Annotated in this window: 20 protein-coding genes; 10 read left to right on the top strand and 10 right to left on the bottom strand. The window is 66.5% G+C overall.

Translation table 11 applies throughout. The annotated features are described in order from the left end of the window. The first annotated feature begins 12 nt into the window (after nt 1-12). The 5 genes from kdpB to CEK29_RS05210 all read left to right on the top strand — a co-directional run bounded on the left by kdpB (nt 13) and on the right by CEK29_RS05210 (nt 7,341). Nucleotides 13-2,142 carry a potassium-transporting ATPase subunit KdpB gene (gene kdpB / locus CEK29_RS05230; RefSeq protein WP_094857588.1) on the top strand — a complete coding sequence of 710 codons (2,130 nt, stop codon included), beginning with the start codon at nt 13-15 and terminating at the stop codon, nt 2,140-2,142. 29 nt (nt 2,143-2,171) lie between these two features. Beyond that, nucleotides 2,172-2,783, top strand: a complete 612-nt coding sequence (gene kdpC, locus CEK29_RS05225; protein WP_094857502.1) for a potassium-transporting ATPase subunit KdpC — start codon at nt 2,172-2,174, stop codon at nt 2,781-2,783. A 139-nt stretch (nt 2,784-2,922) separates the two neighbouring features. Then, entirely contained in the window at nt 2,923-5,757 is a 2,835-nt protein-coding gene (locus CEK29_RS05220) for a sensor histidine kinase (protein WP_094857501.1), read from the top strand. Then, nucleotides 5,738-6,442, top strand: a complete 705-nt coding sequence (gene kdpE / locus CEK29_RS05215) for a two-component system response regulator KdpE (RefSeq protein WP_440588303.1) — start codon at nt 5,738-5,740, stop codon at nt 6,440-6,442. The genes CEK29_RS05220 and kdpE overlap by 20 nt, the downstream gene beginning before the upstream one ends. Before the next feature lie 131 nt (nt 6,443-6,573). Further along, the gene (locus CEK29_RS05210) at nt 6,574-7,341 is read left to right on the top strand and encodes a TorF family putative porin (RefSeq protein WP_094799699.1); all 768 of its coding nucleotides are present in this window, start codon (nt 6,574-6,576) and stop codon (nt 7,339-7,341) included. A gap of 141 nt (nt 7,342-7,482) precedes the next feature. Here CEK29_RS05210 and CEK29_RS05205 read toward each other — a convergent pair whose 3' ends face one another. Further along, entirely contained in the window at nt 7,483-9,024 is a 1,542-nt protein-coding gene (locus CEK29_RS05205; RefSeq protein WP_094857499.1) for a methyl-accepting chemotaxis protein, read from the bottom strand. Nucleotides 9,025-9,256: 232 nt separating this feature from the next. Beyond that, nucleotides 9,257-10,513 (bottom strand): NADP-dependent isocitrate dehydrogenase, encoded by a 1,257-nt coding sequence (icd, locus tag CEK29_RS05200; RefSeq protein ID WP_094799701.1) that lies wholly within the window; start codon nt 10,511-10,513, stop codon nt 9,257-9,259. Between the two features lie 253 nt (nt 10,514-10,766). Between icd and CEK29_RS05195 the strand changes: the two genes are divergently transcribed. Further along, nucleotides 10,767-11,192 (top strand): DUF1841 family protein, encoded by a 426-nt coding sequence (locus tag CEK29_RS05195; RefSeq protein WP_094857498.1) that lies wholly within the window; start codon nt 10,767-10,769, stop codon nt 11,190-11,192. 95 nt (nt 11,193-11,287) lie between these two features. Here the strand turns inward: CEK29_RS05195 and CEK29_RS05190 are convergent, their stop codons facing one another. Continuing rightward, nucleotides 11,288-11,644: a c-type cytochrome gene (locus CEK29_RS05190; RefSeq protein WP_094799703.1), complete on the bottom strand. Its 357-nt coding sequence runs from the start codon at nt 11,642-11,644 to the stop codon at nt 11,288-11,290. Between the two features lie 15 nt (nt 11,645-11,659). Beyond that, on the bottom strand, nt 11,660-12,013 hold the full coding sequence (locus tag CEK29_RS05185) for a c-type cytochrome (protein ID WP_255176075.1): 354 nt from the start codon (nt 12,011-12,013) through the stop codon (nt 11,660-11,662). A 176-nt stretch (nt 12,014-12,189) separates the two neighbouring features. Between CEK29_RS05185 and CEK29_RS05180 the strand changes: the two genes are divergently transcribed. Then, nucleotides 12,190-13,062: an AAA family ATPase gene (locus tag CEK29_RS05180; RefSeq protein ID WP_094799705.1), complete on the top strand. Its 873-nt coding sequence runs from the start codon at nt 12,190-12,192 to the stop codon at nt 13,060-13,062. 7 nt (nt 13,063-13,069) lie between these two features. Continuing rightward, a complete protein-coding gene (locus CEK29_RS05175; RefSeq protein ID WP_094799706.1) occupies nt 13,070-14,242 on the top strand; it encodes a vWA domain-containing protein in 1,173 nt (390 codons plus the stop codon). Between the two features lie 17 nt (nt 14,243-14,259). Here the strand turns inward: CEK29_RS05175 and CEK29_RS05170 are convergent, their stop codons facing one another. Continuing rightward, a complete protein-coding gene (locus tag CEK29_RS05170) occupies nt 14,260-14,838 on the bottom strand; it encodes a GNAT family N-acetyltransferase (protein WP_094857496.1) in 579 nt (192 codons plus the stop codon). Between the two features lie 84 nt (nt 14,839-14,922). Then, nucleotides 14,923-15,273 (bottom strand): hypothetical protein, encoded by a 351-nt coding sequence (locus CEK29_RS05165; RefSeq protein WP_094799707.1) that lies wholly within the window; start codon nt 15,271-15,273, stop codon nt 14,923-14,925. Between the two features lie 364 nt (nt 15,274-15,637). On the opposite strand from CEK29_RS05165, the gene CEK29_RS05160 reads away from it, so the two are divergent. Beyond that, nucleotides 15,638-18,394 carry a M16 family metallopeptidase gene (locus CEK29_RS05160; RefSeq protein WP_094857495.1) on the top strand — a complete coding sequence of 919 codons (2,757 nt, stop codon included), beginning with the start codon at nt 15,638-15,640 and terminating at the stop codon, nt 18,392-18,394. A 277-nt stretch (nt 18,395-18,671) separates the two neighbouring features. Next, complete coding sequence (locus CEK29_RS05155) at nt 18,672-19,151, top strand: DUF4148 domain-containing protein (RefSeq protein ID WP_141217907.1); 480 nt, start codon at nt 18,672-18,674, stop codon at nt 19,149-19,151. Between the two features lie 203 nt (nt 19,152-19,354). Here CEK29_RS05155 and dnaJ read toward each other — a convergent pair whose 3' ends face one another. From dnaJ to grpE, 4 genes are all read right to left on the bottom strand, one after another. Beyond that, nucleotides 19,355-20,482 carry a molecular chaperone DnaJ gene (dnaJ, locus tag CEK29_RS05150; RefSeq protein WP_094799710.1) on the bottom strand — a complete coding sequence of 376 codons (1,128 nt, stop codon included), beginning with the start codon at nt 20,480-20,482 and terminating at the stop codon, nt 19,355-19,357. Nucleotides 20,483-20,593: 111 nt separating this feature from the next. Continuing rightward, nucleotides 20,594-22,528, bottom strand: coding sequence for a molecular chaperone DnaK (gene dnaK / locus CEK29_RS05145; RefSeq protein ID WP_094799711.1), 1,935 nt, complete (start codon nt 22,526-22,528; stop codon nt 20,594-20,596). A gap of 80 nt (nt 22,529-22,608) precedes the next feature. Then, on the bottom strand, nt 22,609-22,992 hold the full coding sequence (locus CEK29_RS05140) for a thioredoxin family protein (RefSeq protein WP_094799712.1): 384 nt from the start codon (nt 22,990-22,992) through the stop codon (nt 22,609-22,611). A 4-nt stretch (nt 22,993-22,996) separates the two neighbouring features. Beyond that, nucleotides 22,997-23,539, bottom strand: a complete 543-nt coding sequence (gene grpE / locus CEK29_RS05135; RefSeq protein WP_094799713.1) for a nucleotide exchange factor GrpE — start codon at nt 23,537-23,539, stop codon at nt 22,997-22,999. Nucleotides 23,540-23,677 lie beyond the last annotated feature (138 nt).

Below are 23,677 nucleotides of genomic sequence, written 5' to 3'. Positions count from 1 at the left end.
AGGATGGATGTGATGAACAAGACAACCCTACCCCTGGCCGCCGGCGTGGATACCGGCGCCGGCCTCTCCGCTGCCGCCGGCCCTCGCTCAGCCACGCTGCTGCGCTCCGCCCTGATCGAGTGCGTGCGCAAACTGTCGCCGCGGGCACAGCTGCGCAACCCCGTGATGTTCGTCGTCTACGCGGGCAGCATCCTGACCACCGTGCTGTGGTTGATGGCCCTGGGCGGCGTCGCGGACGCGCCCGCCGGCTTCGTGCTCGCCATTGCGGCCTGGCTCTGGTTCACCGTGCTGTTCGCCAACTTCGCCGAAGCACTCGCCGAAGGCCGCGGCAAGCAACAGGCCGCCGCGCTGCGCGGCCTGCGCACCACCATCACGGCGCGCCTGCTCGCGGACTGGCGCGACGCCGACCTGGTCACCGTCACGCCGCAGGCCGCGCGCGAGCGTGCCGAGGCCCGGCCCGCCGGCGCATTGCGCAAGGGCGATGTGGTGCTGGTGCTGCCGGGCGACACCGTGCCGGGCGACGGCCAGGTGATCGCGGGCATCGCCTCGGTCGACGAGAGCGCCATCACCGGAGAATCCGCGCCCGTGATCCGCGAGTCCGGTGGCGACTTCTCCTCCGTGACGGGCGGCACGCGCGTGCTCTCCGACTGGATCGTGGTCCGCATCGCCGCCAATCCCGGCGAGAGCTTCCTCGACCGCATGATCTCCATGGTCGAAGGCGCGCGCCGTCAGAAAACGCCCAACGAACTCGCGCTCACGATCCTGCTGGTCGGCCTGACCGTCGTGTTCCTGCTGGTCACCGTGACGCTGCTGCCTTTCTCGCTTTATGCGGTTTCGCTGGGCAGCGGTGAGGTCGTGTCCGTCACCGTGCTGGTCGCCCTGCTGGTCTGCCTGATCCCGACCACGATCGGCGGTCTGCTGTCCGCGATCGGCGTGGCCGGCATGAGCCGCATGATGCAGGCCAACGTGATCGCCACCTCGGGCCGCGCGGTGGAGGCCGCGGGCGACGTGGACGTCCTGTTGCTCGACAAGACCGGCACGATCACCTTCGGCAACCGCCAGGCGGCGACGTTCCTGCCGGCCACCGGCGTGTCCGAAGCCGAGCTGGCGCGCGCCGCGCGTCTGGCGTCGCTCGCCGACGAAACGCCAGAAGGCCGCAGCATCGTGGCGCTCGCCGACCGGGTGCTCGGCGACACCGCGACGCTGGACGGCGGCAGCGTCAGCATCGGCTTCACGGCACAGACGCGCATGAGCGGCGTGGATCTCAGCCACGGCGTCCGGCTGCGCAAGGGAGCGCTGGACGCGGTGGCGGCCTGGGTGGGCGAACTGCCGGCCTCGGTCAAACGGGCGGGCGACGATGTGGCGCGACGCGGCAGCACCCCGCTCGCCGTGAGCGAAGGCACGCGCGCGCTGGGCATCGTCGAGCTCAAGGACATCGTCAAGCCCGAGATCCAGCCGCGCTTCGCCGAGCTGCGCCGCATGGGCATCAAGACCGTCATGATTACCGGCGACAACGCCCTCACCGCGGCCTCGATCGCCGCCGAGGCCGGTGTCGATGACTTCCTCGCGCAGGCCACGCCCGAGGCCAAGCTCAAGCTGATCCGCGCCTACCAGGCCGAAGGCCGGCTGGTCGCGATGACCGGAGACGGCACGAACGACGCCCCGGCGCTGGCGCAGGCCGACGTGGCCGTGGCGATGAACTCCGGCACCCAGGCCGCCAAAGAGGCCGGCAACATGGTCGACCTGGATTCCAACCCAACCAAGCTCATCGAGATCGTCGGAATCGGCAAGCAGATGCTGATGACGCGCGGCGCGCTGACGACGTTCAGCGTGGCCAACGACGTGGCGAAGTACTTCGCCATCATTCCGGCCGCGTTCGCCACGGTGTACCCGCAACTGAACCTGCTCAATGTGATGGGGCTGACCACGCCGGCGTCCGCCATCCTGTCGGCCGTCATCTTCAATGCGCTCATCATCGTGGCGTTGATCCCGCTGGCCCTGCGCGGCGTGCGTTATCGCCCGCTCGGCGCGGCCGCGCTGCTGCGGCGCAATCTGCTGATCTATGGCCTGGGCGGACTGCTCGTGCCGTTCGCCGGCATCAAGCTGATCGATATGGTGCTGGCCGCCCTGGGCTGGGTCTGAGCCGACCCGACAACCGCAAGGAAACCGACATGAACCCCGTACTCCCCAACCCCTCTTCGCGCGGCGGCCTGCTACGCCCTGCCCTGACGCTGTTCGTCGCCTTGTCCGTGCTGACCGGCCTGCTTTATCCGCTCGCCAGCACCGGACTGTCGGGATGGCTGTTCCCGGACCAGGCCAGCGGCTCGCTGATCGCGCGCGACGGCCAGCCCGTGGGCTCGCGCCTGATCGGCCAACACTTCTCTGAACCCGGTTATTTCTGGGGCCGGCCGTCGGCGACGGCGCCGATGGCCTACAACGCCGCCGCCTCGGGCGGCTCGAACCTCGGCCCGACGAACCCCGCGCTGAGCGAGGCTGTCACGCAGCGCGCGCAGGCGTTGCGCGCGGCCGATCCGGACAACCGCGCCCCCGTTCCGGCGGACCTGGTCACGGCGTCGGGCAGCGGTCTGGATCCGCACATCAGCCCGGCGGCGGCCGCCTATCAGGTCGAACGGGTGGCCCGTGCACGCGGGCTTGCGCCTGAACGTGTGCGCGCGCTCGTGACCGAGCACACGCACACGCCCTGGCCCGCCGTGCTGGGCGAGCCGGCCGTGAACGTGCTGACGCTGAACCTCGCGCTGGATGCCGCGACGACCACGCGCTGAGGCACGCCACCGCCCGTATGCCCCGCGCGTTGCCGCGGGCGTATAGTATCTGCCCAGTCCAGCCGTCCCTGCGGGGCCGTCTGGACCGTGGCTTTGCGGCGTGCCCTTACGCGCCCGCCCACGCTTTCATCCGTGCCCCATGGCCGACACCCACCCCTTGCGCCCCGACCCGGACCAACTTCTGCAGCGGCTGAACCAGGCCGAGGCCCAGGCCCGCCAGGGCCGGCTGCGCATCTACTTCGGCGCCTCCGCCGGTGTGGGCAAGACCTACGCCATGCTGGCCGGCGCCCGCGCCCAGCAGGCGCAAGGCGTCGCCGTCGTGGCGGGTCTGATCGAGACCCATGGCCGCAAGGAAACCGCCGCGCTGCTGCAGGGTCTGGAGACGCTGCCCCGGGCCAGCCTCGCGTATCGCGGCCACACGCTCGCCGAGTTCGATCTCGATGCCGCGCTGGCGCGCCGGCCCGCCCTGCTGCTGCTCGATGAGCTGGCGCATTCGAATGCGCCCGGCGCCCGGCATGCCAAGCGCTGGCAGGACGTGCAGGAGCTGCTGCGCGCCGGCATCGACGTCTGGACCACGCTCAACGTGCAGCATCTGGACAGCCTGAACGACGCGGTGGGCGGCATCACCGGCGTGCGGGTCTGGGAGACCGTGCCCGACGCCGTGTTCGATGCCGCGGACGAGGTGATCCTGGTCGATCTGTCGGCCGACGAATTGCTGCGCCGGCTCAAGGACGGAAAAGTCTATGTGCCCGAGCAGGCGCGCCACGCCACGCGCCACTTCTTTCGCAAGGGCAATCTGATCGCGCTGCGCGAGCTGGCCTTGCGGCGCACCGCCGAGCATGTCGACGACGACGTGCAGGAATACCGCCGCGACGCCGCCATCGAGCCCGTCTGGCGCACCCGCGAAGCGGTGGCCGCCTGCATCGGCGACGGCCCCGACGCGCAGCATGTCCTGCGCGCGGCCGCTCGCCTGGCGCAGCAGCTCGATTGCGATCTGCATGTGATCAGCGTGGAACCGTTGCGGGTGAGCGCGGTGACGCCGGCCGCGCGCGAGCGCCTGGCACGTGCCATGGCCCTCGCGGACGAGCTCGCCGTGCGCACCGAAATCCTCGCCGGCCCGGACATGGTCGATGCGGCCACGCGCTATCTGCGGCGTCACAACATCACCAAGGCCGTGCTGGGCCGTGGCAGAGGTGCCGGCCTGGCGCGGCTGGGCGGCTCGGCCGCGGCCTGGCTGGGCCGGATGCTCGCCCCGGGCTGGCTCTGGCATCGTCACAGCTTCGCCGACCGGCTGGCGGCCGCCTGTCCCGAGGTGGACGTGCTGCGCGTGGCCGCGCCGGCCGCGTCGGCCGTCGCGCCCGCGCAGGATTCGCGCAGGCGCGACAACGCCGCGCACACGGCTCCACGTAGCCTCATGCCTTACGTGTGGGCCTCGCTGTACTGCGCCGTCGCCACCGGCGTGTCCATGCTGGCGTTTCCGGCGCTGCATCAGACCAACATCGTGATGCTGTTTCTGCTCGCGGTCGTGGGCGTGGCGTTGCGTCATGGCCGCGGACCGGCCGCGCTGGCGTCGGTCGTCAGCGTGGGCCTTTTCGACTTCTTTTTCGTGCAGCCGTACAGCTCGTTCGCCGTGACCGATGTGCAGTATCTGCTGACCTTCGCCGTCCTGCTCGGCGTCGGCCTGCTGATCGGGCAGCTCACGGCCGGCCTGCGCGCCCAGGCCGAAACCTCCACGCGCCGCGAAGCCGACGCGCGGGGTCTTTATGAATTTGCGCGCGAGCTGTCGTCGGCCCTGCTGCCCGAACAGATTCTCCAGGCAGCCATCACCTTTCTGCACGCCGCCTTCGGCGCGCGCTGCGCGCTCTACGTGCTCAAGCTCGATGACCGGCTGCATCTGGCCGCCGCGCCGGACGCCGCGATGGGCACGCTCGAACCGGCGCTGGCGCAGTGGGTCTACGACCACGGCAAACCTGCCGGCGCGGGCACCGGCACGCTCTCCAACAGCCCGCTGCTGTATCTGCCGCTCGAGGGCCCGATGCGCGTGCGCGGGGTGCTCGTGCTGCAGGCGGCCGGCGAACCGCTGTATGCGCGGCCCGAGGCGCGCCGGCAGGCCGAGGCCTACGCCACGCTGATCGCGATCGCGCTCGAACGTCAGCACTACGTCGAGGTCGCGCAGCAGGCCCTCGTGAACGTCGAGTCCGAGAAGCTGCGCGGCTCGTTGCTCGCCGCCGTGTCGCACGACCTGCGCACGCCGCTCACCAGCCTGATGGGCATGGCCGAAGCGCTGTCGCGCGGCAGCGGCCATGCCGCCAGTCAGGCGCTCGCCATCCGCGATCAGGCGCGCCGCATGCACACCATGGTGGTCAATCTGCTCGACATGGCGCGTCTGCAGCACCACACCCCAATCCAGCGCGAATGGCAGTCGATCGAAGAGCTCGTCGGCGCGGCGCTGGCCGGCACCCGCGAAGCGCTTGCCGGCCACACCGTGCGGGTCGAACCGCTCTCCGCCCTACCGCTGATCGAGTGCGATGCAGTCCTCATCGAGCGCGTGCTGTGCAACCTGCTCGAGAACGCCGCCAAATACACGCCCGCCGGCAGCGCCATTACCGTGTCCGCCGAGGCCCGCGAGGGCGAGCTGCGCGTGTGCGTGAGCGACGAGGGCCCCGGCGTGCCGGCGGGCAGCGAGGCGCGCATCTTCCAGAAGTTCACGCGCGGCGACAGCGAGTCGGCCACGCCCGGCGTGGGCCTGGGACTCGCGGTGTGCGAGGCGATCATCGCCGCGCATCAGGGCCGCATCTGGGTCGAGCCGGGCGTGCCACGCGACGCCGCAAATAATGACGAGCGCCGTGCAGACGGGCGCCCAGCACACGGCGCCTCCTTCATCTTCGCGCTGCCGCTGGGCCGCGCGCCCGCGATGCCCGACGAACCCCTGAACGGCGACGCCCCGGCCGCCGATGGAACCTATCGTGTTTGAGTATCAGCCCGCCATCCTGCTCATCGAAGATGATCCGCACATCCGTCGCTTCGTGCGCGACGCGCTCGAGGCCGAGGGTTGCGTGGTCCACGAAAGCGATACCGTGCGCCGCGGCCTGATCGAGGCCGGCACACGCCAGCCCGATGCGCTCGTGCTCGACCTGGGCCTGCCCGATGCCGACGGCATGACCCTGATCCGCGACCTGCGCGGCTGGACCGAAGTGCCCGTGCTGGTGCTGTCCGCGCGCACCGGCGAGGCCGATAAGATCGCCGCGCTCGATGCCGGCGCCGACGACTACCTCACCAAGCCGTTCGGCGTAGGCGAGTTGCTGGCGCGTCTGCGCGTGCTGCTGCGCCGGCATGCGCGCGGCGGCGCCGGCAGCGCCGCCGAGATTCAGTTCGGCGACGTCGTGGTGGACATGGCGCGGCGCCTGGTCACGCGCTCGGGCGACCCCGTGCATCTCACGCCCATGGAGTACCGCCTGCTCACCGCGCTGCTGTCGCGGCGCGGCAAGGTCATGACCCATCGCGAGCTGCTGCGCGAAGTGTGGGGGCCGTCGCACGTCGAGAGCAGTCATTACCTGCGCATTTACATGGGCCACCTGCGCCAGAAGCTCGAGGCCGACCCGGCCCAGCCCGTCTACCTCGTGACCGAAGTCGGCGTGGGATATCGCTTCGCGGGCTGAACGAGTCCCGTCCGCCGGCGGGGTGAGACGACTTTTGCGTTGCCTTTACACGCACCCCCGCAGTCTTTACGCGGCCCTTATGCCGCTTCTCCTATCTTGGCGCTCCCCGGATCTCATTCTTCAGGAGCACCATGAACTCCCGCCATGCCCTCATCCCCGCCCTCGGTATCACGATGCTTATCGGAGCAGCCACGGGCGCCTTGCCCGCGGCTGCACAGGAGGCCGACCAGGCCGGCGCCGTGAGCGCAAACCTGACCGTCGCGAGCCAATACCGCTACCGCGGCCTCATGCAGACCAACAATAAGCCCGCGCTGCAGGGCGGCTTCGACTACGTCCATCCGAGCGGGCTCTATCTCGGCAACTGGAACTCCAGCATCAGCTGGCTGGGCGACGGGAACGACGCCGTGTCCGCACCGCTCGAGATGGACTTCTACGCCGGCTACAAGCGCACGCTCGGCGAACATCTCGACCTCGACCTGGGCGTGCTGCAGTACTACTACCCCGGTGACTATCCTTCCGACTACACGCGCCCGCACACCACCGAGGTCTACGCCGGCCTGGGCCATGGCCCTCTCATGTTCAAGGTGTCGCACAGCCTGACGAATCTGTTCGGCTTTGCCCACAGCCGCAACAGCCAGTACTACGACCTCAGCGGCAACTTCGACACGGGCGTGTGGGGTCTCACGCTCAATCTGCACGCTGGCTATCAGTACGTGCGCAACGTGGAAGACGCCTCGTACTGGGACTGGAAAGCGGGCGTGACCAAAACCTTCGGCACGGGCTGGACCGCCACGGTTTCCTACATCGACACAAACGCCGAGCCCCGGGTCTACACCAACTCCGACGGCCGCGACATGGGCCGGGGCGCCGTGCTGGCCACCCTGACGCGCACCTTCTGATCGCACGCGTTGGCGGAACGTTTACGAGATCCCCCGGAAGGATGCCTCTTTCCGCCAACGTCTCGTCCCGCGCGGCGCGCGGGACCGCCCCAGGACTCGCTGCGCGGCCGAGGCGCACCCCGCACGGCCTGCAGCGCAATCCTAGACTGCGCCCCGCAGCCTGAACGTCGACACCAGCCGCGCCAGGGTCTGGGCCTGATCCTGCAGCATGCCGGCCGACGCGGCGAACTCCTCGACGAGCGAGGCATTCTGCTGGGTCACGCCATCCAGGTGCGTGACGGCGCGGTTGATCTGCTCGATGCCCTGGCTCTGCTCCACGGACGCCGTCGCGATCTCGCTCATCAGCGGCGCGCTCGTGCCGGCGGAGTCGGACACGCGCGCCATGGTCTCGCTCGCTTCTTCCACGCGCGCGCTGCCGCTATCGATGGAGGCCGTGTTCGCCTCGATCAGTTGCGTGATCTCGCGCGCGGCGCTCGCCGAGCGTTGGGCCAGGGCCCGCACCTCGCCCGCCACCACGGCGAATCCCCGGCCTTCTTCCCCGGCGCGGGCCGCTTCGACCGCGGCGTTGAGCGCGAGAATATTGGTCTGAAACGCGATCGCGTCGATCAGCGTGGTGATCTCGCTGATGCGGCGCGATCCGGCCGCGATATCGCGCATCGCGTCGCGCGCCTGATCGGCCTGCGTGCCACCCTGGGATGCCAGTTGCGCCGCGTCATGCGCGAGCCGGCTCACCTCGGCCACCGAGTCCGCGCTCTCCTTCACGGTCGCGGCGATCTGCTCAACGCTCGCGGCGGTCTGTTCCAGCGCCGCCGCCTGCTTTTCGGTGCGGTCGGACAGGTCCATGCTGCCCGCCGCGATCTGCCGCGCGGCCGAGGCGATCGAACCCGTGGCCTGCACGATGCCGCTGACCGCGTCTTCGAGCCGGTGGCGCATGCGCTCCATCGCCTCGAACAGACGGCCGATTTCGCTGCGCTGCCCCACGGGGATCGACACCCCGAGATCGCCGCTCGCCACCCGCTCGCACACCTCGACCAGGGCATCGATCGGTGTGAGGATGCGCCGGTTGAAGAACCGCAGCGCACCGCAGGCCAGCAGCAGCAACAAGCCCCCCGCCACCAGACCCTGGCGCAGCAGCGTGGCGTAGAAGGCCTGATTCACGTCGTCGACATACAGCCCGGTGTAAAGCAGCCAGTTCCATTGCGGGTCGTACGTCGCATAACTCACCTTGGCCAGCGGCAGGTCGCTGCCCGGCCGCGGGAAACGGTAGCTCACGGCGCCACCGCCCGCCTTGCCGGCACGCAGCAGCGCCTCGAAGATCGGCACGCCGTCGGCGTCGGTCACCGAGCGCACCTCGCGACCGACGAGCGCGGCGTCGGGGTGCGCCTGCACCACGTAGCGATCGTCCATGACGCCGACGTAGCCATCCTCGCCGAAGCGCAGCGCCGCCAGCCGCCTGGCCGCGTCGGCGCGCGCCTGCGCGAGCGGCATGCCGGCCGCCACATCCGCGCGGGCCCGATCGATGGTGGATTGCGCCAGTTGCAGCGCGTGATGCAGCGCCGCCTCCCGCTCGTGGAGCAGATCCGCGCGCCGCATGACGGCATCCCAGCTTCCCAACGCCACCAGCAGCAACCCCGTTGCCGCCATGAACAACCACAACTGCGTACGCAGACTCGACAATCGCACAAGACACCTCTTTCGCAAGAAACCCGAAGCGCTGGCACGAAGGCTCGAGCCGCCAAACGCTTCCACAAACAACTTAATATTTCTTTTTGTATAGTCGTCAGCGTATCGGGATTCGCGGCACCGAGACGACCGTCTCGGCGCCGCACCTTGATCGAGATCAAGCAAAGCGCGAGATGCAAAAAAGCCGGCCCGAGGGCCGGCTTTTATAGGACGCCTGCGCGTGGCGGCGAGGCTACATGTTGTCGATCATGACCTGACCGAAGCCGGAGCAGGACACCTGCTCGGCGCCCGGCAGCAGGCGCGCGAAGTCGTACGTCACCTTCTTGGACTGGATCGACTTTTCCATGCTGGCCACGATGCGGTCGGCCGCCTCGACCCAGCCCATGTGGCGCAACATCATCTCGGCCGAAAGAATTTCGGACCCGGGATTGACGTAGTCCTTGCCCGCGTACTTCGGCGCCGAACCGTGCGTCGCCTCGAACATCGCCACCGAGTCGGAGATGTTGCCGCCCGGCGCGATGCCGATGCCACCCACCTGCGCCGACACGGCGTCGGAGATGTAATCGCCGTTCAGGTTGAGCGTGGCGATCACGTCGTATTCGGCCGGCCGCAGCAGCACCTGCTGCAGGAAGGAATCGGCGATCGAATCCTTGACCACGATGTCGCGGCCGGTGCGCGGGTTTTTGATCTTGCACCACGGGCCGCCGTCGATCTGCTGGGCGCCAAACTCATTGCGCGCCAGCGCGTAGCCCCAATCACGGAAGCCCCCTTCGGTGAACTTCATGATGTTGCCCTTGTGCACCAGGGTGACCGAGGCGCGGTCGTTGTCGATCGCGTATTGGATCGCCTTGCGCACCAGCCGCTCGGTGCCCTCGCGCGACACCGGCTTGATGCCGATGGCCGACGTCGCCGGGAAGCGGATCTTGTTCACGCCCAGGCGGTTCTGCAGAAAGTCGATGAGCTCGCGCGCCTCGGACGACTCGGCCGGATACTCGATGCCGGCGTAGATGTCTTCGGAGTTTTCGCGGAAGATGACCATGTCGGTCTTCTCGGGCTCGCGCACCGGCGACGGCACCCCCTTGAAATAGCGCACCGGACGCAGGCACACATACAGGTCGAGCTTCTGGCGCAGCGCCACGTTCAGCGAGCGCATGCCGCCGCCCACCGGCGTGGTCATGGGCCCCTTGATCGACACCACGTAGTCCTTCACGACATCGAGGGTCTCGTCGGGCAGCCAGACATCCGGGCCGTACACGCGCGTGGCCTTCTCGCCGCCGTAGACTTCCATCCAGTGGATCTTGCGCTTGCCCTCGTAGGCCTTCTCGACCGCCGCATCCACGACGCGGATCATCACGGGCGTGATGTCCGCGCCGGTCCCGTCACCCTCGATATAGGGAATCACCACCTGATCGGGCACGTTGAGCGTGTGATCGGCGTTGACCGTGATCTTCTGACCCTCGGGGGGCACCTTGATGTGTTGGTAGGACATGACTGCTCCGATGACTCCGGGTGGATTCTTGCGGCGCGCCGCGTCTCCGCCCGGGCCGATGCGGTCCGGACGGCCGCCCGCGATGCGGCCATTGTTCTTGCGTCGTGCCCCGCCGTGACCCGCGCGGACAGCCGCGCGGCGGCCAGTCGGGGCCGGATACGAGCCATTCTATCCCGCCGGCCCCAAGCCACGGCGGCCAGCGCCTGCGAGAGCGGTAAAATAGGGTTTTCCGCTGCACTCCTGGCGCTCTCGCATGTTCAACCCCTCGCGCGACCAAGTTCGCGAATTCTTCATCGAAACCTGGCGCAAGCATCGCGCCAACGAAGTCCTGACGCCGCTCGAATCGATGGCGCTGGACTGGATGATCGAGCACCCCGAATACCACGGCGACCTCGAAAGCCCGGATGCCATGACCGCGGAATATTCCGTGGAGAACGGTCGCACCAATCCCTTTCTGCACATGTCGATGCACCTCGCCATCGCCGAGCAGCTGTCGATCGACCATCCGCGCGGGATCCGGGACGCCTACCAGCGCATGGTGAGCCGCAGCGATGCGCACCACGCCGCGCACGAGATCATGGAATGCCTGGGACAGGTGGTGTGGGAAGCTCAGCGACTGGGCACCCCGCTCGACAGCGACGTCTACATCGACCTCATCCGCCAGCGCGCCCTGCGCTGAGCCCGCGCCACGGGCGGGCCGACGGGCGGCGAACCGACGACCCGCGACCAGCGCCCTGCCCCTGCCTGATGCCGCTTGCGCCCCGCGCCGCGGCCTTAACGCCGCGTGCCCAGATCGCTGGGCAAGGTGGCCAGCCAGGCGGACACGTTGGCGATATCCTGATCCGACAGCTGCGCGGCAAACGCGCCCATGATGGGGTTCTTGCGCACGTTTGCCGTAGCCGCGCTGCCGCTCGCGCCGCGGCGGTAGGCCTTCAGCGCATGCGCCAGGTAATCGGCATGCTGACCCGCCAGAATGGGATAGGCGGGCTCGGTGGAGGTCTTGGCATCGGCGCCATGGCACGACACGCAGGTTTTCTCGAACAGCGCCTTGCCGGCCGAGATGTCCTGGGCCTGTGCAGCACCGGCCAGCAACAGGGAAGCCCCCGCAAGGGCAAGCATCGAACGATTCATGATTTGCCCCCGGGCTTATTTGAGATTGGCGTAGTACGCCGCCAGGTCGGCAATGTCCTGGTCGGACAGACTGCCGGCGATGGCGTCCATCGTGGGATGGCTGCGACTACCCTTCTTGTATTCGTTGAGCGCGGCTTCCAGATACTTGGCGTTCTGGCCCGCGATCTTGGGCACGTGATACATCTCGGGGAAAGAGGCCTTGTAGCCCGGAATGCCGTGGCACCCGATGCACATCGAGACCTTGTCCCTGGCGTTCTGCACGTTGCCGGCGGCGGCATCGGCGGCCAGGGCCTGGCCGCTGATCGAACAGGAAGCCAGGAGGTAAAACAGCACATACAGCTTGCACTTCATAGAGGTATGAAACTTCATTGGAGTGACTCTTGGTGGCTGAAACGACGCTGTGGAAGGCTCCGGGCCAGGCCGGGCCGCAAAACCCTGCGATTGTACGATAATTGTTTCAACGCCGACCCCGCTTTTATGCTGCACTGCGGGGGTGCTTACCCTCATGAACCGCGTCCGCATCGGGCGCTTGCATCGGATTTTCCATGTCATTTTCCACGCAAGCCGATCGTTCACCCGCCCGTTTCGAGGGCACTGACCGCTACGTCGCCACCGACGACCTCAAGCTCGCCGTGAACGCCGCGCTGACGCTGCAGCGTCCGCTGCTCATCAAGGGCGAGCCCGGCACGGGCAAGACCATGCTGGCCGAAGAAGTGGCGCGCGCCCTGGGCCGCCCGCTGCTGCAGTGGCACATCAAGTCGACCACCAAGGCGCATCAGGGGCTCTACGAATACGATGCCGTTTCGCGCCTGCGCGACTCGCAGCTCGGCGACGAAAAGGTCCGCGACATCCGCAACTACATCGTGCAGGGCACGCTGTGGCAGGCCTTCGAAAGCGACGAGCCGGTGGTGCTTCTGATCGACGAGATCGACAAGGCCGACATCGAATTCCCGAACGACCTGCTGCGCGAGATCGACCGCATGGAGTTCCATGTGTACGAGACGCGCCAGACCATCGCCGCGCGTCATCGCCCGCTGGTCATCATCACGTCGAACAACGAGAAGGATCTGCCCGACGCCTTCCTGCGGCGCTGCTTCTTCCACTACATCCGCTTCCCCGAACGCGAAACGATGCGCGACATCGTTGGCGTGCACTTCCCCGAGCTGCGCGCCGACGTGCTGCGCGCCGCGCTCGACACCTTCTTTGCCCTGCGCGACGCGCCGGGCCTTAAGAAAAAGCCGTCGACCTCGGAGCTGCTCGACTGGCTGCGCCTGCTGCTGGCCGAAGACATCAGCGCCGCCGAGATCGAAGCGCACGCGGCGACCGCCGTGCCGATCCTGGCCGGCGCGCTCTTGAAAAACGAGCAGGACGTGCATCTGCTCGAACGCCTCTCGTCCATGACGCGCGGCAAGCGTTGAGCCTGCCATGCTCACGGGCTTCTTCTATCACCTGCGCGCGCACCGCCTGCCGGTCTCGGTCAACGAGTACCTGACCCTGCTCGATGCGCTGCGCACGCAGGTCATGGCCCCCACGCTCGACGACTTCTATTTCCTCGCGCGCGCCACGCTCATCAAGGACGAGACGCTCTACGACCGCTATGACCAGGCTTTCGGCGCCTACTATAAAAAGTTGCAGGTGCAACTACCCGAGGGCAAGGAGCTGCCGCTGGACTGGCTCATCAAAGAGTTCGAAAAAACCCTGAGCGACGAAGAGCGCGCCGCCATCAAGGCGCACGGCTGGGACAAGCTCATGGAGCTATTCAAGCAACGGCTGGAAGAGCAGAAGGAGCGCCACGCCGGCGGCAACAAATGGATCGGCACGGGCGGCAGCTCGGCCTTCGGCAATGGCGGCTTTCACCCCGAAGGTATCCGGGTCGGCGGCGAGTCGGCCGGCAACCGCACCGGCGTGAAGGTGTGGGACATGCGGCAGTTCCGCGACTACGACGATCAGCTCGAACTCGGCACGCGCAACTTCAAGGTGGCGTTGCGGCGCCTGCGCCGCTTCGCGCGCCAGGGCGCCGACCTCGAACTCGATCTCGACGACACCATCACGAGCACCGCGCGCAACGCCGGCCACCTCGATCTGCGCATGGTGCCCGAGCGGCGCAACACCGTGAAGGTGCTGATGCTGCTCGATGTCGGCGGCAGCATGGACGACCACATCTCACGCGTCGAAGAGCTGTTCTCCGCGGCACGCAGCGAGTTCCGCCATCTCGAGGTGTATTACTTCCACAACTGCCCGTACGAAAGCCTCTGGCAGAACAACCGGCGCCGGCGTGACGAGCGCTTCGACACCTGGGATGTGTTGCGCCGCTTCAATGCCGACTGGCGTCTCATCATCGTGGGCGACGCCACCATGAGCCCCTACGAAATCCTGCAGCCAGGCGGCTCCGTCGAGCACTACAACAAGGAGACGGGCGCCGTGTGGATGCGGCGCCTGCTCGACGCCTGGCCCAAGGCCGTGTGGCTCAACCCCGAGCCTTCGGCATATTGGCAATACCGGCAGTCCATCGCCCTCATGCGCGACATCATGCAGGAGCGCATGTTCCCGGTGACCGTGGCGGGCCTCGAACAGGCGATGCGCCTGCTCGCGAAGTAAACGGTACGCTGCGGCCGTCAGCCGTCCACCGGGTCGGCCGGCGTGTCCAGCGTGCGCTGATAAAACGCCAGATCGAGCCAGCGGCCGAACTTGAATCCCGCCTGCCGGATGAGACCGGATGCCTCGAATCCGACCTTGCGATGCAAGGCGATACTGGCCGCGTTGCTCGCGTCGATCGCGCCGATCACCACATGCACCTGGCGCGCCCGGGCCTGCTCCACGATGAGTCGCAGCAGCAGCTCTCCCAGTCCCCTGCCGCGCGCGGCCGGCGCGACATACACCGAATGCTCGACCGAGTATTTAAAGGCGGGGAAGTTGCGGAACGTGCCGTAGCTGGCGAACCCGAGCAGCCGCCCCTCGTCATCCTCGAGGCCCACGACCGGAAAACCGTTCGACACTTTGGTCGCGAACCACGGCTCCATGGCCGTCAACGGTCGCGGCTGATAGTCGTAGAGCGCGGTGGTGTTGATGATCGCGTCGTTCAGGATGTCGAGAATCGCCTGGGCATGAAGCGCATGCGTGCAGGCCACCAGGCGCACGCCGGGTGGCAGGCTGACTTCGGACGTGATTTCGTGGGGAGTGTGGGCGGGCGTCATGCGCCGCATTGTAGCGAGCGGCACACGACGCCGGCGCGGAATCAGGAGGGGCGCGGCGCCCTCACCGATTCCGGGTGCTGCGCATTACGCAGAGCGCTCGAGCAAGCCGCCGGGTCCGGGGCAGCCTTGCCAGCGGACTTCGCCGGCATCGAGGTCCAGGTCGAACTGCTCGTTCGCCGCCTTGGCGCTGGCGCGGCGCTGTGCTTCTACTTCGAGGATGTGACCGGCGAATCCGCAGGGTTGCACCCCGCGCTCGGCACAATAGCGGCCGTCTTCGACGTCGACGACATAAGTGGTGGTGTCGTGTCCGTAGATGGCGACGTAACGGCCATCGTCACTGGCATAGGCATAACGGAAATGTCCCTTGATGCGGTCTTCGGCCAGGGGGCGGCCAAGCAGATGGGTCAAGGCGCGCGTGACGGTATGGGTCAGCATGGATCGTTCCTCCGGGTAGGTACGCCGACAGGAGGCCGGCGTCGAAGGCGCGGGCAGACTTTACCTGGCAGGGCCTGGGCTTCCCAGGCGAGGCCGGGTATAGAACGGGAAAACTCGCGGTCAGGAGGCCGGAGCGCTCGCGCATCCCCGTAACGAGGGCAGCCGCAGGAGGGCTTGCCCGGTGGCGCGCAGCCACATGACCATGGTACCTCCGCCCTTTACCCGATATCAAATCGGCGGGCTTTAAAGGTACCGTCAGTGAAACAGTGAATTGGACTGATACGGTCTGTTGAACAGTTCGGTGGGCGGAACCTATCACTGCGGATACACTCCAAAAACTTTCGCTATCACGGGAATTTTCACCATGCGACTTTCGCTCATGAGGTGGTCCGGCAGGCTGGGCACGCTCGTTGTTACGTCGTTCCTTGCCTTCCAGGCAGGTGCCGCGTTGCCCAGTGGCGTGTCCGAGGTCAGCTCGGTCGAGGGCATTACCGAGTACCGCCTGGCCAACGGGCTGCGCGTGCTGCTGGTTCCCGATGCATCCAAGCCCACGACCACGGTCAACATGACCTACCTCGTCGGCTCGCGCAACGAAAACTACGGCCAGACCGGCATGGCTCACCTGCTCGAGCACATGCTCTTCAAGGGCACGCCCTCCATTCGCAACGCGCTGGGCGAATTCTCGCGGCGCGGCCTGCAGGCCAACGGTTCGACGTCGGCCGACCGCACCAATTACTTCGCCAGCTTCGCCGCCAATCCCGACACCCTGCGCTGGTATCTCGGCTGGCAGGCCGACGCGATGGTCAACTCGCTGATCGCCAAAGAAGATCTCGATTCCGAGATGACGGTGGTGCGCAACGAAATGGAGAGCGGCGAGAACAATCCGTTCCGCGTGCTCATGCAGAAGATGCTGGCCGCTGCCTTCCAGTGGCACAACTACGGCAAGAGCACCATCGGCGCCCGCTCCGATGTCGAGAATGTCGACGTCGGCCAACTGCGCGCCTTCTATCACGAGTATTACCAGCCCGATAACGCCGTGCTGATCGTGGCCGGCAAATTCGATCCCAAGGTCGCGCTGTCCGATATCCAGGCCACGCTGGGCAAGCTGCCCAAGCCCAAACGCACCCTGCGCAACGAATACACCGTCGAGCCCGCGCAGGACGGCGAGCGCGCCGTGACGCTGCGCCGCGCGGGCGGCACGCCGCTGGTCGCCGCGATGTATCACGTCCCGCCCGCCGGCAGCGCCGACTTCGTGTCGATGGATCTGGCCGCCACCATCCTGGCCGATACGCCGTCGGGTCGCCTCTATCACGCGCTCGTCCCCAACAAGCTCGCCGCCGGCGTCTTCGGCTTCACCATGGATCAGCTCGATCCGGGCGTCGCCATGTTCGGCGCGCAGCTGCAGCCCGGCATGGACACCGACAAGGCACTCGAGGCCCTCACCACCACGCTGCATACGCTCGACAAAAAGCCCTTCACCGCCGAAGAACTCGAGCGCGCCCGCAACAAGTGGCTCACCGGCTGGCAACAGACATACAGCGATCCCGAGAAAGTCGGCGTCGCATTGTCCGAGGCGATCGCATCGGGCGACTGGCGTCTGTTCTTCCTGCAACGCGACCGCGTGCGCGAGGCCAAGCTGGCGGACGTACAGCGCGTGGCGCAGGCTTATCTGGTGCAGAGCAACGCCACCGAAGGCCGCTATCTGCCCACCGAAAAGCCGGTGCGCGCGCCCCAACAGCAACGCATCGACCTGACTTCGGTCTTCAAGGACTACAAGGGCGATCCCGACTTCAAGGCCGTCGAGGCCTTCGATCCCACCCCCGCCAATATCGACAAGCTCACGCAACGCCGCGTGCTCGACCTGCCCAATGGCAAGGTCGAGGTGGCGCTGCTGCCCAAGGCCACCCGCGGTGACCGCGTGCAGGCCGACCTGCTGATTCAGTTCGGCGATGCCGAGTCGCTCAAGGGCCAGCGCACCGCGATCGGCGCGGTGGCCGACCTGCTCACGCGCGGCACCGACAAGCTCACGCGCCAGCAGATCCAGGATCGTATCGACCAGCTCCAGGCCGATGTGTCCTTCAACGGCAGCGGCACCGACCTGAGCGTGTCGATGTCCACCACTGGCGCCAACCTGCCAGCCTTGATCGAGCTCGTGCTCGACGTGGTGCGCAACGCCAGCTTCCCGCAGGAGCAGATCGACGAGTACAAGCGCCAGGCCACCACCTCGATCCAGGGCGCCATGACCGAGCCCACCGCGCTGGCCTCGCGCGCCCTGGCCCGCAACGACAATCCGTGGCCGGCCGACGATGTGCGCTACGTGCCCACGTTCGAAGAGGCGCTGGCCAACGTGCAGGCCATCGACCGCGACAGTCTGGTCAAGACCCACAAGCAGTTCTATGGCGCGGGGGCCATCAAGCTGAGCGCCGTCGGTGATTTCGATCCCGCCGGCGTCGAGACCGCGCTGAAGAACGGCCTGCAGGGATGGCAGAAGGCACCTGCCTTCACCCGCATCCCGGACCCGTTCCGCAAGGTGCCCGCCAAGCAGTTCGACATCCCCACGCCCGACAAGGCCAACGCGTTCTTCATCTCGCGCATGCCGCTGCAGCTGCGCGACACCGATCCGGATTACGCCGCGCTCTATCTGGCGAACTTCCTGCTCGGCACCTCCGAAACCTCGCGCCTGTGGCATCGGGTGCGCGAAACCGACGGGCTGTCGTACAACGTGCGCAGCACGCTGTCGGTCTCGTCGTTCGAGCCCACCGCGAGCTGGACGGTCTACGCCATCTACGCCCCGCAGAATCGCGCCAGGCTCGAATCCGCCATCAAGGAAGAGCTCGCTCGCGCCCTGAAAGACGGCTTCACGCAGGCCGAGGTCAAGGACGGCATCGTTGCGCTGCTCAACTACCGCAACCTCGCCCGTGCCCAGGACGACGTGGTGGCCAACACCTGGCTCAACTACCTGCGTACCGATCGCACGTTCGCCTGGTCGGCCGAGATGGACAAGAAGATCGCCGCGCTCACGCCGGCCACGGTCAACGCCGCGCTGCGCAAATACCTCAAGCCCGAGGCATTCAGCACCGCGGTGGCGGGCGACTTCAAGAAAGACAAGCCGGCCCAATGATGCCCGCCCTAGGCGTGGCGCACGCCACGCCTCGTCGGCACATGCGCTGACAGTCCACCTGCCGCCCCCCCCGACCCGCCCTGACCGGCGGGTTTTTTTCGCCCAAGGGGCTGCCAAAAGGGTGCGCCATTGCACATCGCGAAAGGGGTTTGTCGGATGCGCTTGCATACCCGTGAACAAACGCTACGCGAGGCAAGGCTTGGCAAGACCCGCCCCAGGGAAGCCCCGAAATCTCGAAAGATCGGCTCACATTCCGGGGTTTTCACCGAAGAAAGACGTGTCCATACTGAAATCGTGCAAGGTCATTCCTTGCCTGACTCAATCGGAGGACATCATCATGAAGCTCAAGAACAAGACGCTGGCCGCAACGCTCATCGCCACGTTCACCTTCGCCGGTGCCGCAGCTGCGGAAACCGCGATGACCTCACAGGGAGAGCCGACCCGCGCTGAAGTGCGCGCGCAGTTGGATCAGGCACGCGACCAAGGTCGCGTGACGCACGGCAACCTGGACTACCCGCCCCCCATGGTCCAGACCGAGCCGCCCTTGACCCGCGCAGAGGTGCGCGAGGAACTGGACCAGGCCCGCACGGCCGGCATGATCCCCACGGATCAGCTCGACTACCCCGTGCTGACCTCGGATCGCATGCCCAGCGGCGAATCGCGTGAGCATGTCCAGGCCGAACTGCAGGATGCCCGCAACGCGGGGCTGGTGTCACGGGGCAATCTTGACTACCCGCCCGAGCGTACCCCGATGTAAGGGGTAGGTGGGTGCCGGTGCAGTGACCGCCCCCCGCCCCACTCCCGGCACCCGGCCCGGAACGCGTTCATGGCGTTCCGGGCTTTTTTTACGTCCACAGCGCCGGACCCGTGCAAACAAAAAAAAAACCCGGTCGCGTGAGAACGCAGACCGGGGTTTCGTTCATCGCCGCGCGGCCACGCCACGCGGTGATGCCATCGGGATCAGCTGAAGAACTCTTTGACGCGATCCGTCCAGGACTTGCTCTGCGGCGAGTGGCGGTCGCCACCGTCGTTGAGCGAAGCCTCGAACTGACGCAGGATGCTCTTCTGCTCGTCGCTCAGGCGCACCGGCGTCTCGACCACGACGTGGCAGTACAGATCGCCGGGGTAGCTGGCCCGCACCCCCTTGATGCCCTTGCCGCGCAGACGGAAAGTCTTGCCGGACTGCGTGCCCTCGGGGATCGCGATCTCCGCTTTGCCGCCGAGCGTGGGCACCTGCAGATCACCGCCCAACGCCGCGGTGGTGAACGGAATGGTGAGCTCGCAGTGCAGATCGTCGCCATCGCGCTGGAAGATCCGGTGCTGCTTGATGTGGATCTCGACGTACAGATCGCCCGGGGGGCCACCATTGACGCCCGGCTCGCCGTTGCCGCTCGAACGGATGCGCATGCCGTCGTCGATCCCGGCCGGAATCTTGACCTGCAGCGTCTTGTTGCGGCGGGTGCGACCCACGCCATCGCACGCCGTGCAGGGATCGGTGATCTCCTTGCCGTTGCCATGGCAGGTCGGGCAGGTTTGCTGCACGCTGAAGAAACCCTGCTGCATGCGCACGGCGCCCGAGCCACCGCAGGTGCGGCAGGTCTTGGGCGTGGTGCCGGGCTTGGCGCCCGACCCATGGCACACATCGCAGTTTTCCCAGCTGGGCACGCGGATCTCGGTGTCGAAGCCGGCCGACGCCTGCTCGAGCGTGATTTCCAGTGCGTATTTGAGATCGGCGCCGCGATAGACCTGCGGGCCCCCGCCGCCACCGCGACGGCCGGCACCGAAGATCTCGCCGAAGATGTCGCCGAAGGCATCGGCAAAGCCGCCGCCCATGCCCGCGCCACCCATGCCGGCCGCGTTGGGATCGACGCCCGCGTGACCGTAGCGATCGTACGCCGCCCGCTTCTGTTCGTCGCCCAGGACTTCGTAGGCCTCTTTGGCCTCCTTGAATTTGTCCTCGGCGTCCTTGCTATCCGGATTGCGGTCCGGATGGTATTTCATGGCCAGCTTCCGGTAGGCCTTCTTGAGCTCGTCGTCCGTGGCGTTTTTTGCCACGCCGAGAACTTCGTAGTAATCGCGTTTTGCCATGATGATTAGAGGGCTCCGGAAAGAGCCGAAATTCGGGGAACTTGTAACGACTCCGCCCGGGAACCGGAAAAACCGGCCACCGGGCGGGAATCGGACATCATAGACCGGACTTTACTGGTCCCGCTTGACTTCCTTGAAGTCGGCGTCGACCACGTTGTCGTCCACCGGCTTGGCGTTGTCGGCCGCTTGCTGGTGCTGCGACTGCTGGGCAGCCTGCTGCGCCTGCATGTCGGCATACATCTTTTCGCCCAGCTTTTGCGACGCGGTGGTCAGTGCTTCGACCTTGGCATCGATCTCGGCCTTGTCCGTCGATTGCAGGCTGGACTCGACGTCCTTGATCGCCGCTTCGATGGCTTCCTTCTCCGAGGCCTCGAGCTTGTCGCCGTATTCGGTCAGCGACTTGCGCGTGGCGTGCACCAGCGCATCGGCCTGGTTGCGCGTCTGCGCCAGCTCGGCCATGCGGTGATCTTCCTCGGCGTTGGCCTCGGCGTCCTTCACCATGCGTTCGATCTCGCTTTCGGACAGACCCGAGTTCGCCTTGATGGTGATCTTGTTTTCCTTGCCGGTGCCCTTGTCCTTGGCGGACACGTGCAGGATGCCGTTGGCGTCGATGTCGAACGTGACCTCGATCTGCGGCATGCCGCGCGGCGCCGGCGGGATCCCCTCGAGGTTGAACTCGCCCAGGCCCTTGTTGCCGGCGGCGATTTCGCGCTCGCCCTGGAACACCTTGATGGTCACGGCGGGCTGGTTGTCGTCAGCCGTCGAGAACGTCTGCGAGAAGCGCGTCGGGATCGTGGTGTTCTTCGGGATCATCTTGGTCATGACGCCGCCGAGGGTTTCGATACCCAGGGACAGCGGGCTCACGTCGAGCAGCAGCACGTCCTTGCGTTCACCGGACAGCACCGAACCCTGGATCGCGGCACCAGCGGCCACGGCCTCGTCGGGGTTAACGTCCTTGCGCGGATCGCGGCCGAAGAATTCCTTCACCTTTTCCTGGACCTTGGGCATGCGGGTCATGCCGCCGACCAGGATCACGTCGTCGATGTCCGAGACCTTGACGCCGGCGTCCTTGATGGCGACGCGGCAGGGCTCGATGGTGCGCTCGATCAGCTCTTCGACCAGCGCTTCCAGCTTGGCGCGCGTGATCTTCAGGTTCAAGTGCTTCGGACCCGACGCATCGGCCGTGATGTACGGCAGATTGATTTCGGTCTGCTGGCTCGAAGACAGCTCGATCTTCGCCTTTTCGGCGGCTTCCTTCAGGCGCTGCAGCGCCAGCACGTCCTTCGAGAGGTCGACGCCCTGCTCTTTCTTGAACTCGCCGATGATGTAATCGATGATGCGCTGGTCGAAGTCTTCGCCGCCCAGGAACGTGTCGCCGTTGGTCGACAGCACTTCGAACTGCTTCTCGCCATCGACGTCGGCGATTTCGATGATGGACACGTCGAACGTGCCGCCACCCAGGTCATACACGGCAATCTTGCGATCGCCCTTTTCGGTCTTGTCGAGGCCGAAAGCCAGCGCGGCCGCGGTCGGCTCGTTGATGATGCGCTTGACTTCCAGACCGGCGATGCGGCCGGCGTCCTTGGTGGCCTGGCGCTGGCTGTCGTTGAAGTAGGCCGGCACCGTGATCACGGCTTCGGTGACTTCTTCGCCGAGGTAGTCTTCGGCGGTCTTCTTCATCTTGCGCAGCACTTCGGCCGACACTTGAGGAGGCGCGAGCTTCTTGCCACGCACTTCGACCCACGCGTCGCCGTTGTCGGCCTTGACGATGCCATAGGGCATCAGGTGGATGTCCTTCTGGACCGCCTTCTCGTCGAACTTGCGGCCGATCAGACGCTTGACGGCGTACAGGGTGTTCTTGGGATTGGTGACAGCCTGGCGCTTGGCCGGCGCGCCGACCAGCGTCTCGCCGTCGTCCATGTAGGCGACGATCGACGGGGTCGTGCGGGCGCCTTCGGCGTTTTCGATGATCTTTACCTGGCCGCCATCCATGACTGCCACGCAGCTATTGGTCGTGCCCAGGTCAATGCCGATGATTTTGCTCATGGTAGGAATACCTAGTGAAAACAGTGATTTGGGTTCAAAAAACTCGGTCCCAGCCTAACTGGGGTCGGGCTCAGGGTTTTTCAAGAGCCCGTCTGCAGACGGTGTATCGCAGCCGAAAACTGCGGCAATCCGGGCCAGCCGGTAATGCGTCCGAGCCGCTTTCCGCCGCGAAACATCATGAAAGTCGGCACGCCGTGCAGCGAAAACCGGCGCCCGAGCGCCTCGTCCGCGTACACGTCGGCCTGGAACCAGCTCAGTCCCAGGCCCAGCAGCGCGTCTTTGTGCAAGAGCGCGGTCTGCTTGAAGATGTTGCAGTTGTAGCAGTCCTGGCCCCAAAGGAAAACGCAGCGCAGATCGTCGCCGGAGGCATTCACGACCTCGGCGTCGAAGCTGGCACTGTCGACCGGGCGCATCGAGAACACCTCGAACACCGCGGTCGGGTCAAAATTGGGGCCGGAACTCATGCGATCAGCCCTGGCCCGCGGACACGATCACCAGCGCCGGACGCAGCGTGCGGTCGGCGATGGCGTAGCCCTTCTGCAGAACCTGCACCACCGTATTGGCGGGCTGGGGGGCCGGCACCGACGAAATCGCCTGGTGCTGGTGCGGATCGAACTTGTCGCCCTGCGCCGGATCGATGTCCGCGAGCTGGTTGCGTTCGAACGCGGCGGCCAACTGCTTGAGGGTCATTTCGACGCCTTCGCGCAGCGTTTCCACGGTTTGCTCCGGCTGTGCCAGCGCGGCTTCCAGGCTGTCCTTGACCGGCACGAGGCTTTCGGCGAACGATTCGATGCCGAACTTGCGGGCCTTGGTCACATCTTCCTGGGAACGGCGACGCACGTTCTCGGCTTCGGCTGCGGTACGCAGAATCTGGTCTTGCTGGGCCTGGATGGTGGCCTGGGCTGCTTCGAGTTCAGCGCGCAGTGCGGCCAGCTCGTCCTGGGCGGCGCTGACAGCCTCACCCGATTCGGGCGTGGGCACGGGATCGAGCGGCTCTTGGGGTGCCGTCATGGGAGGTCCTCCGACAAAGGTGATTCGACTCAAGACCTCTCAATGGGGGCCAATACCCACGTTTCAAGGTGGGTCTATACCGTCCGAATAAAAAAATTGAGTCTTCGCATAAAAAAACGGGCCCGCCTGAGGCGGGCC

The organism is Bordetella genomosp. 5 (assembly GCF_002261475.1).
GTDB lineage: Bacteria > Pseudomonadota > Gammaproteobacteria > Burkholderiales > Burkholderiaceae_B > Bordetella.
This window is presented reverse-complemented; position numbering and strand designations above follow the sequence as displayed.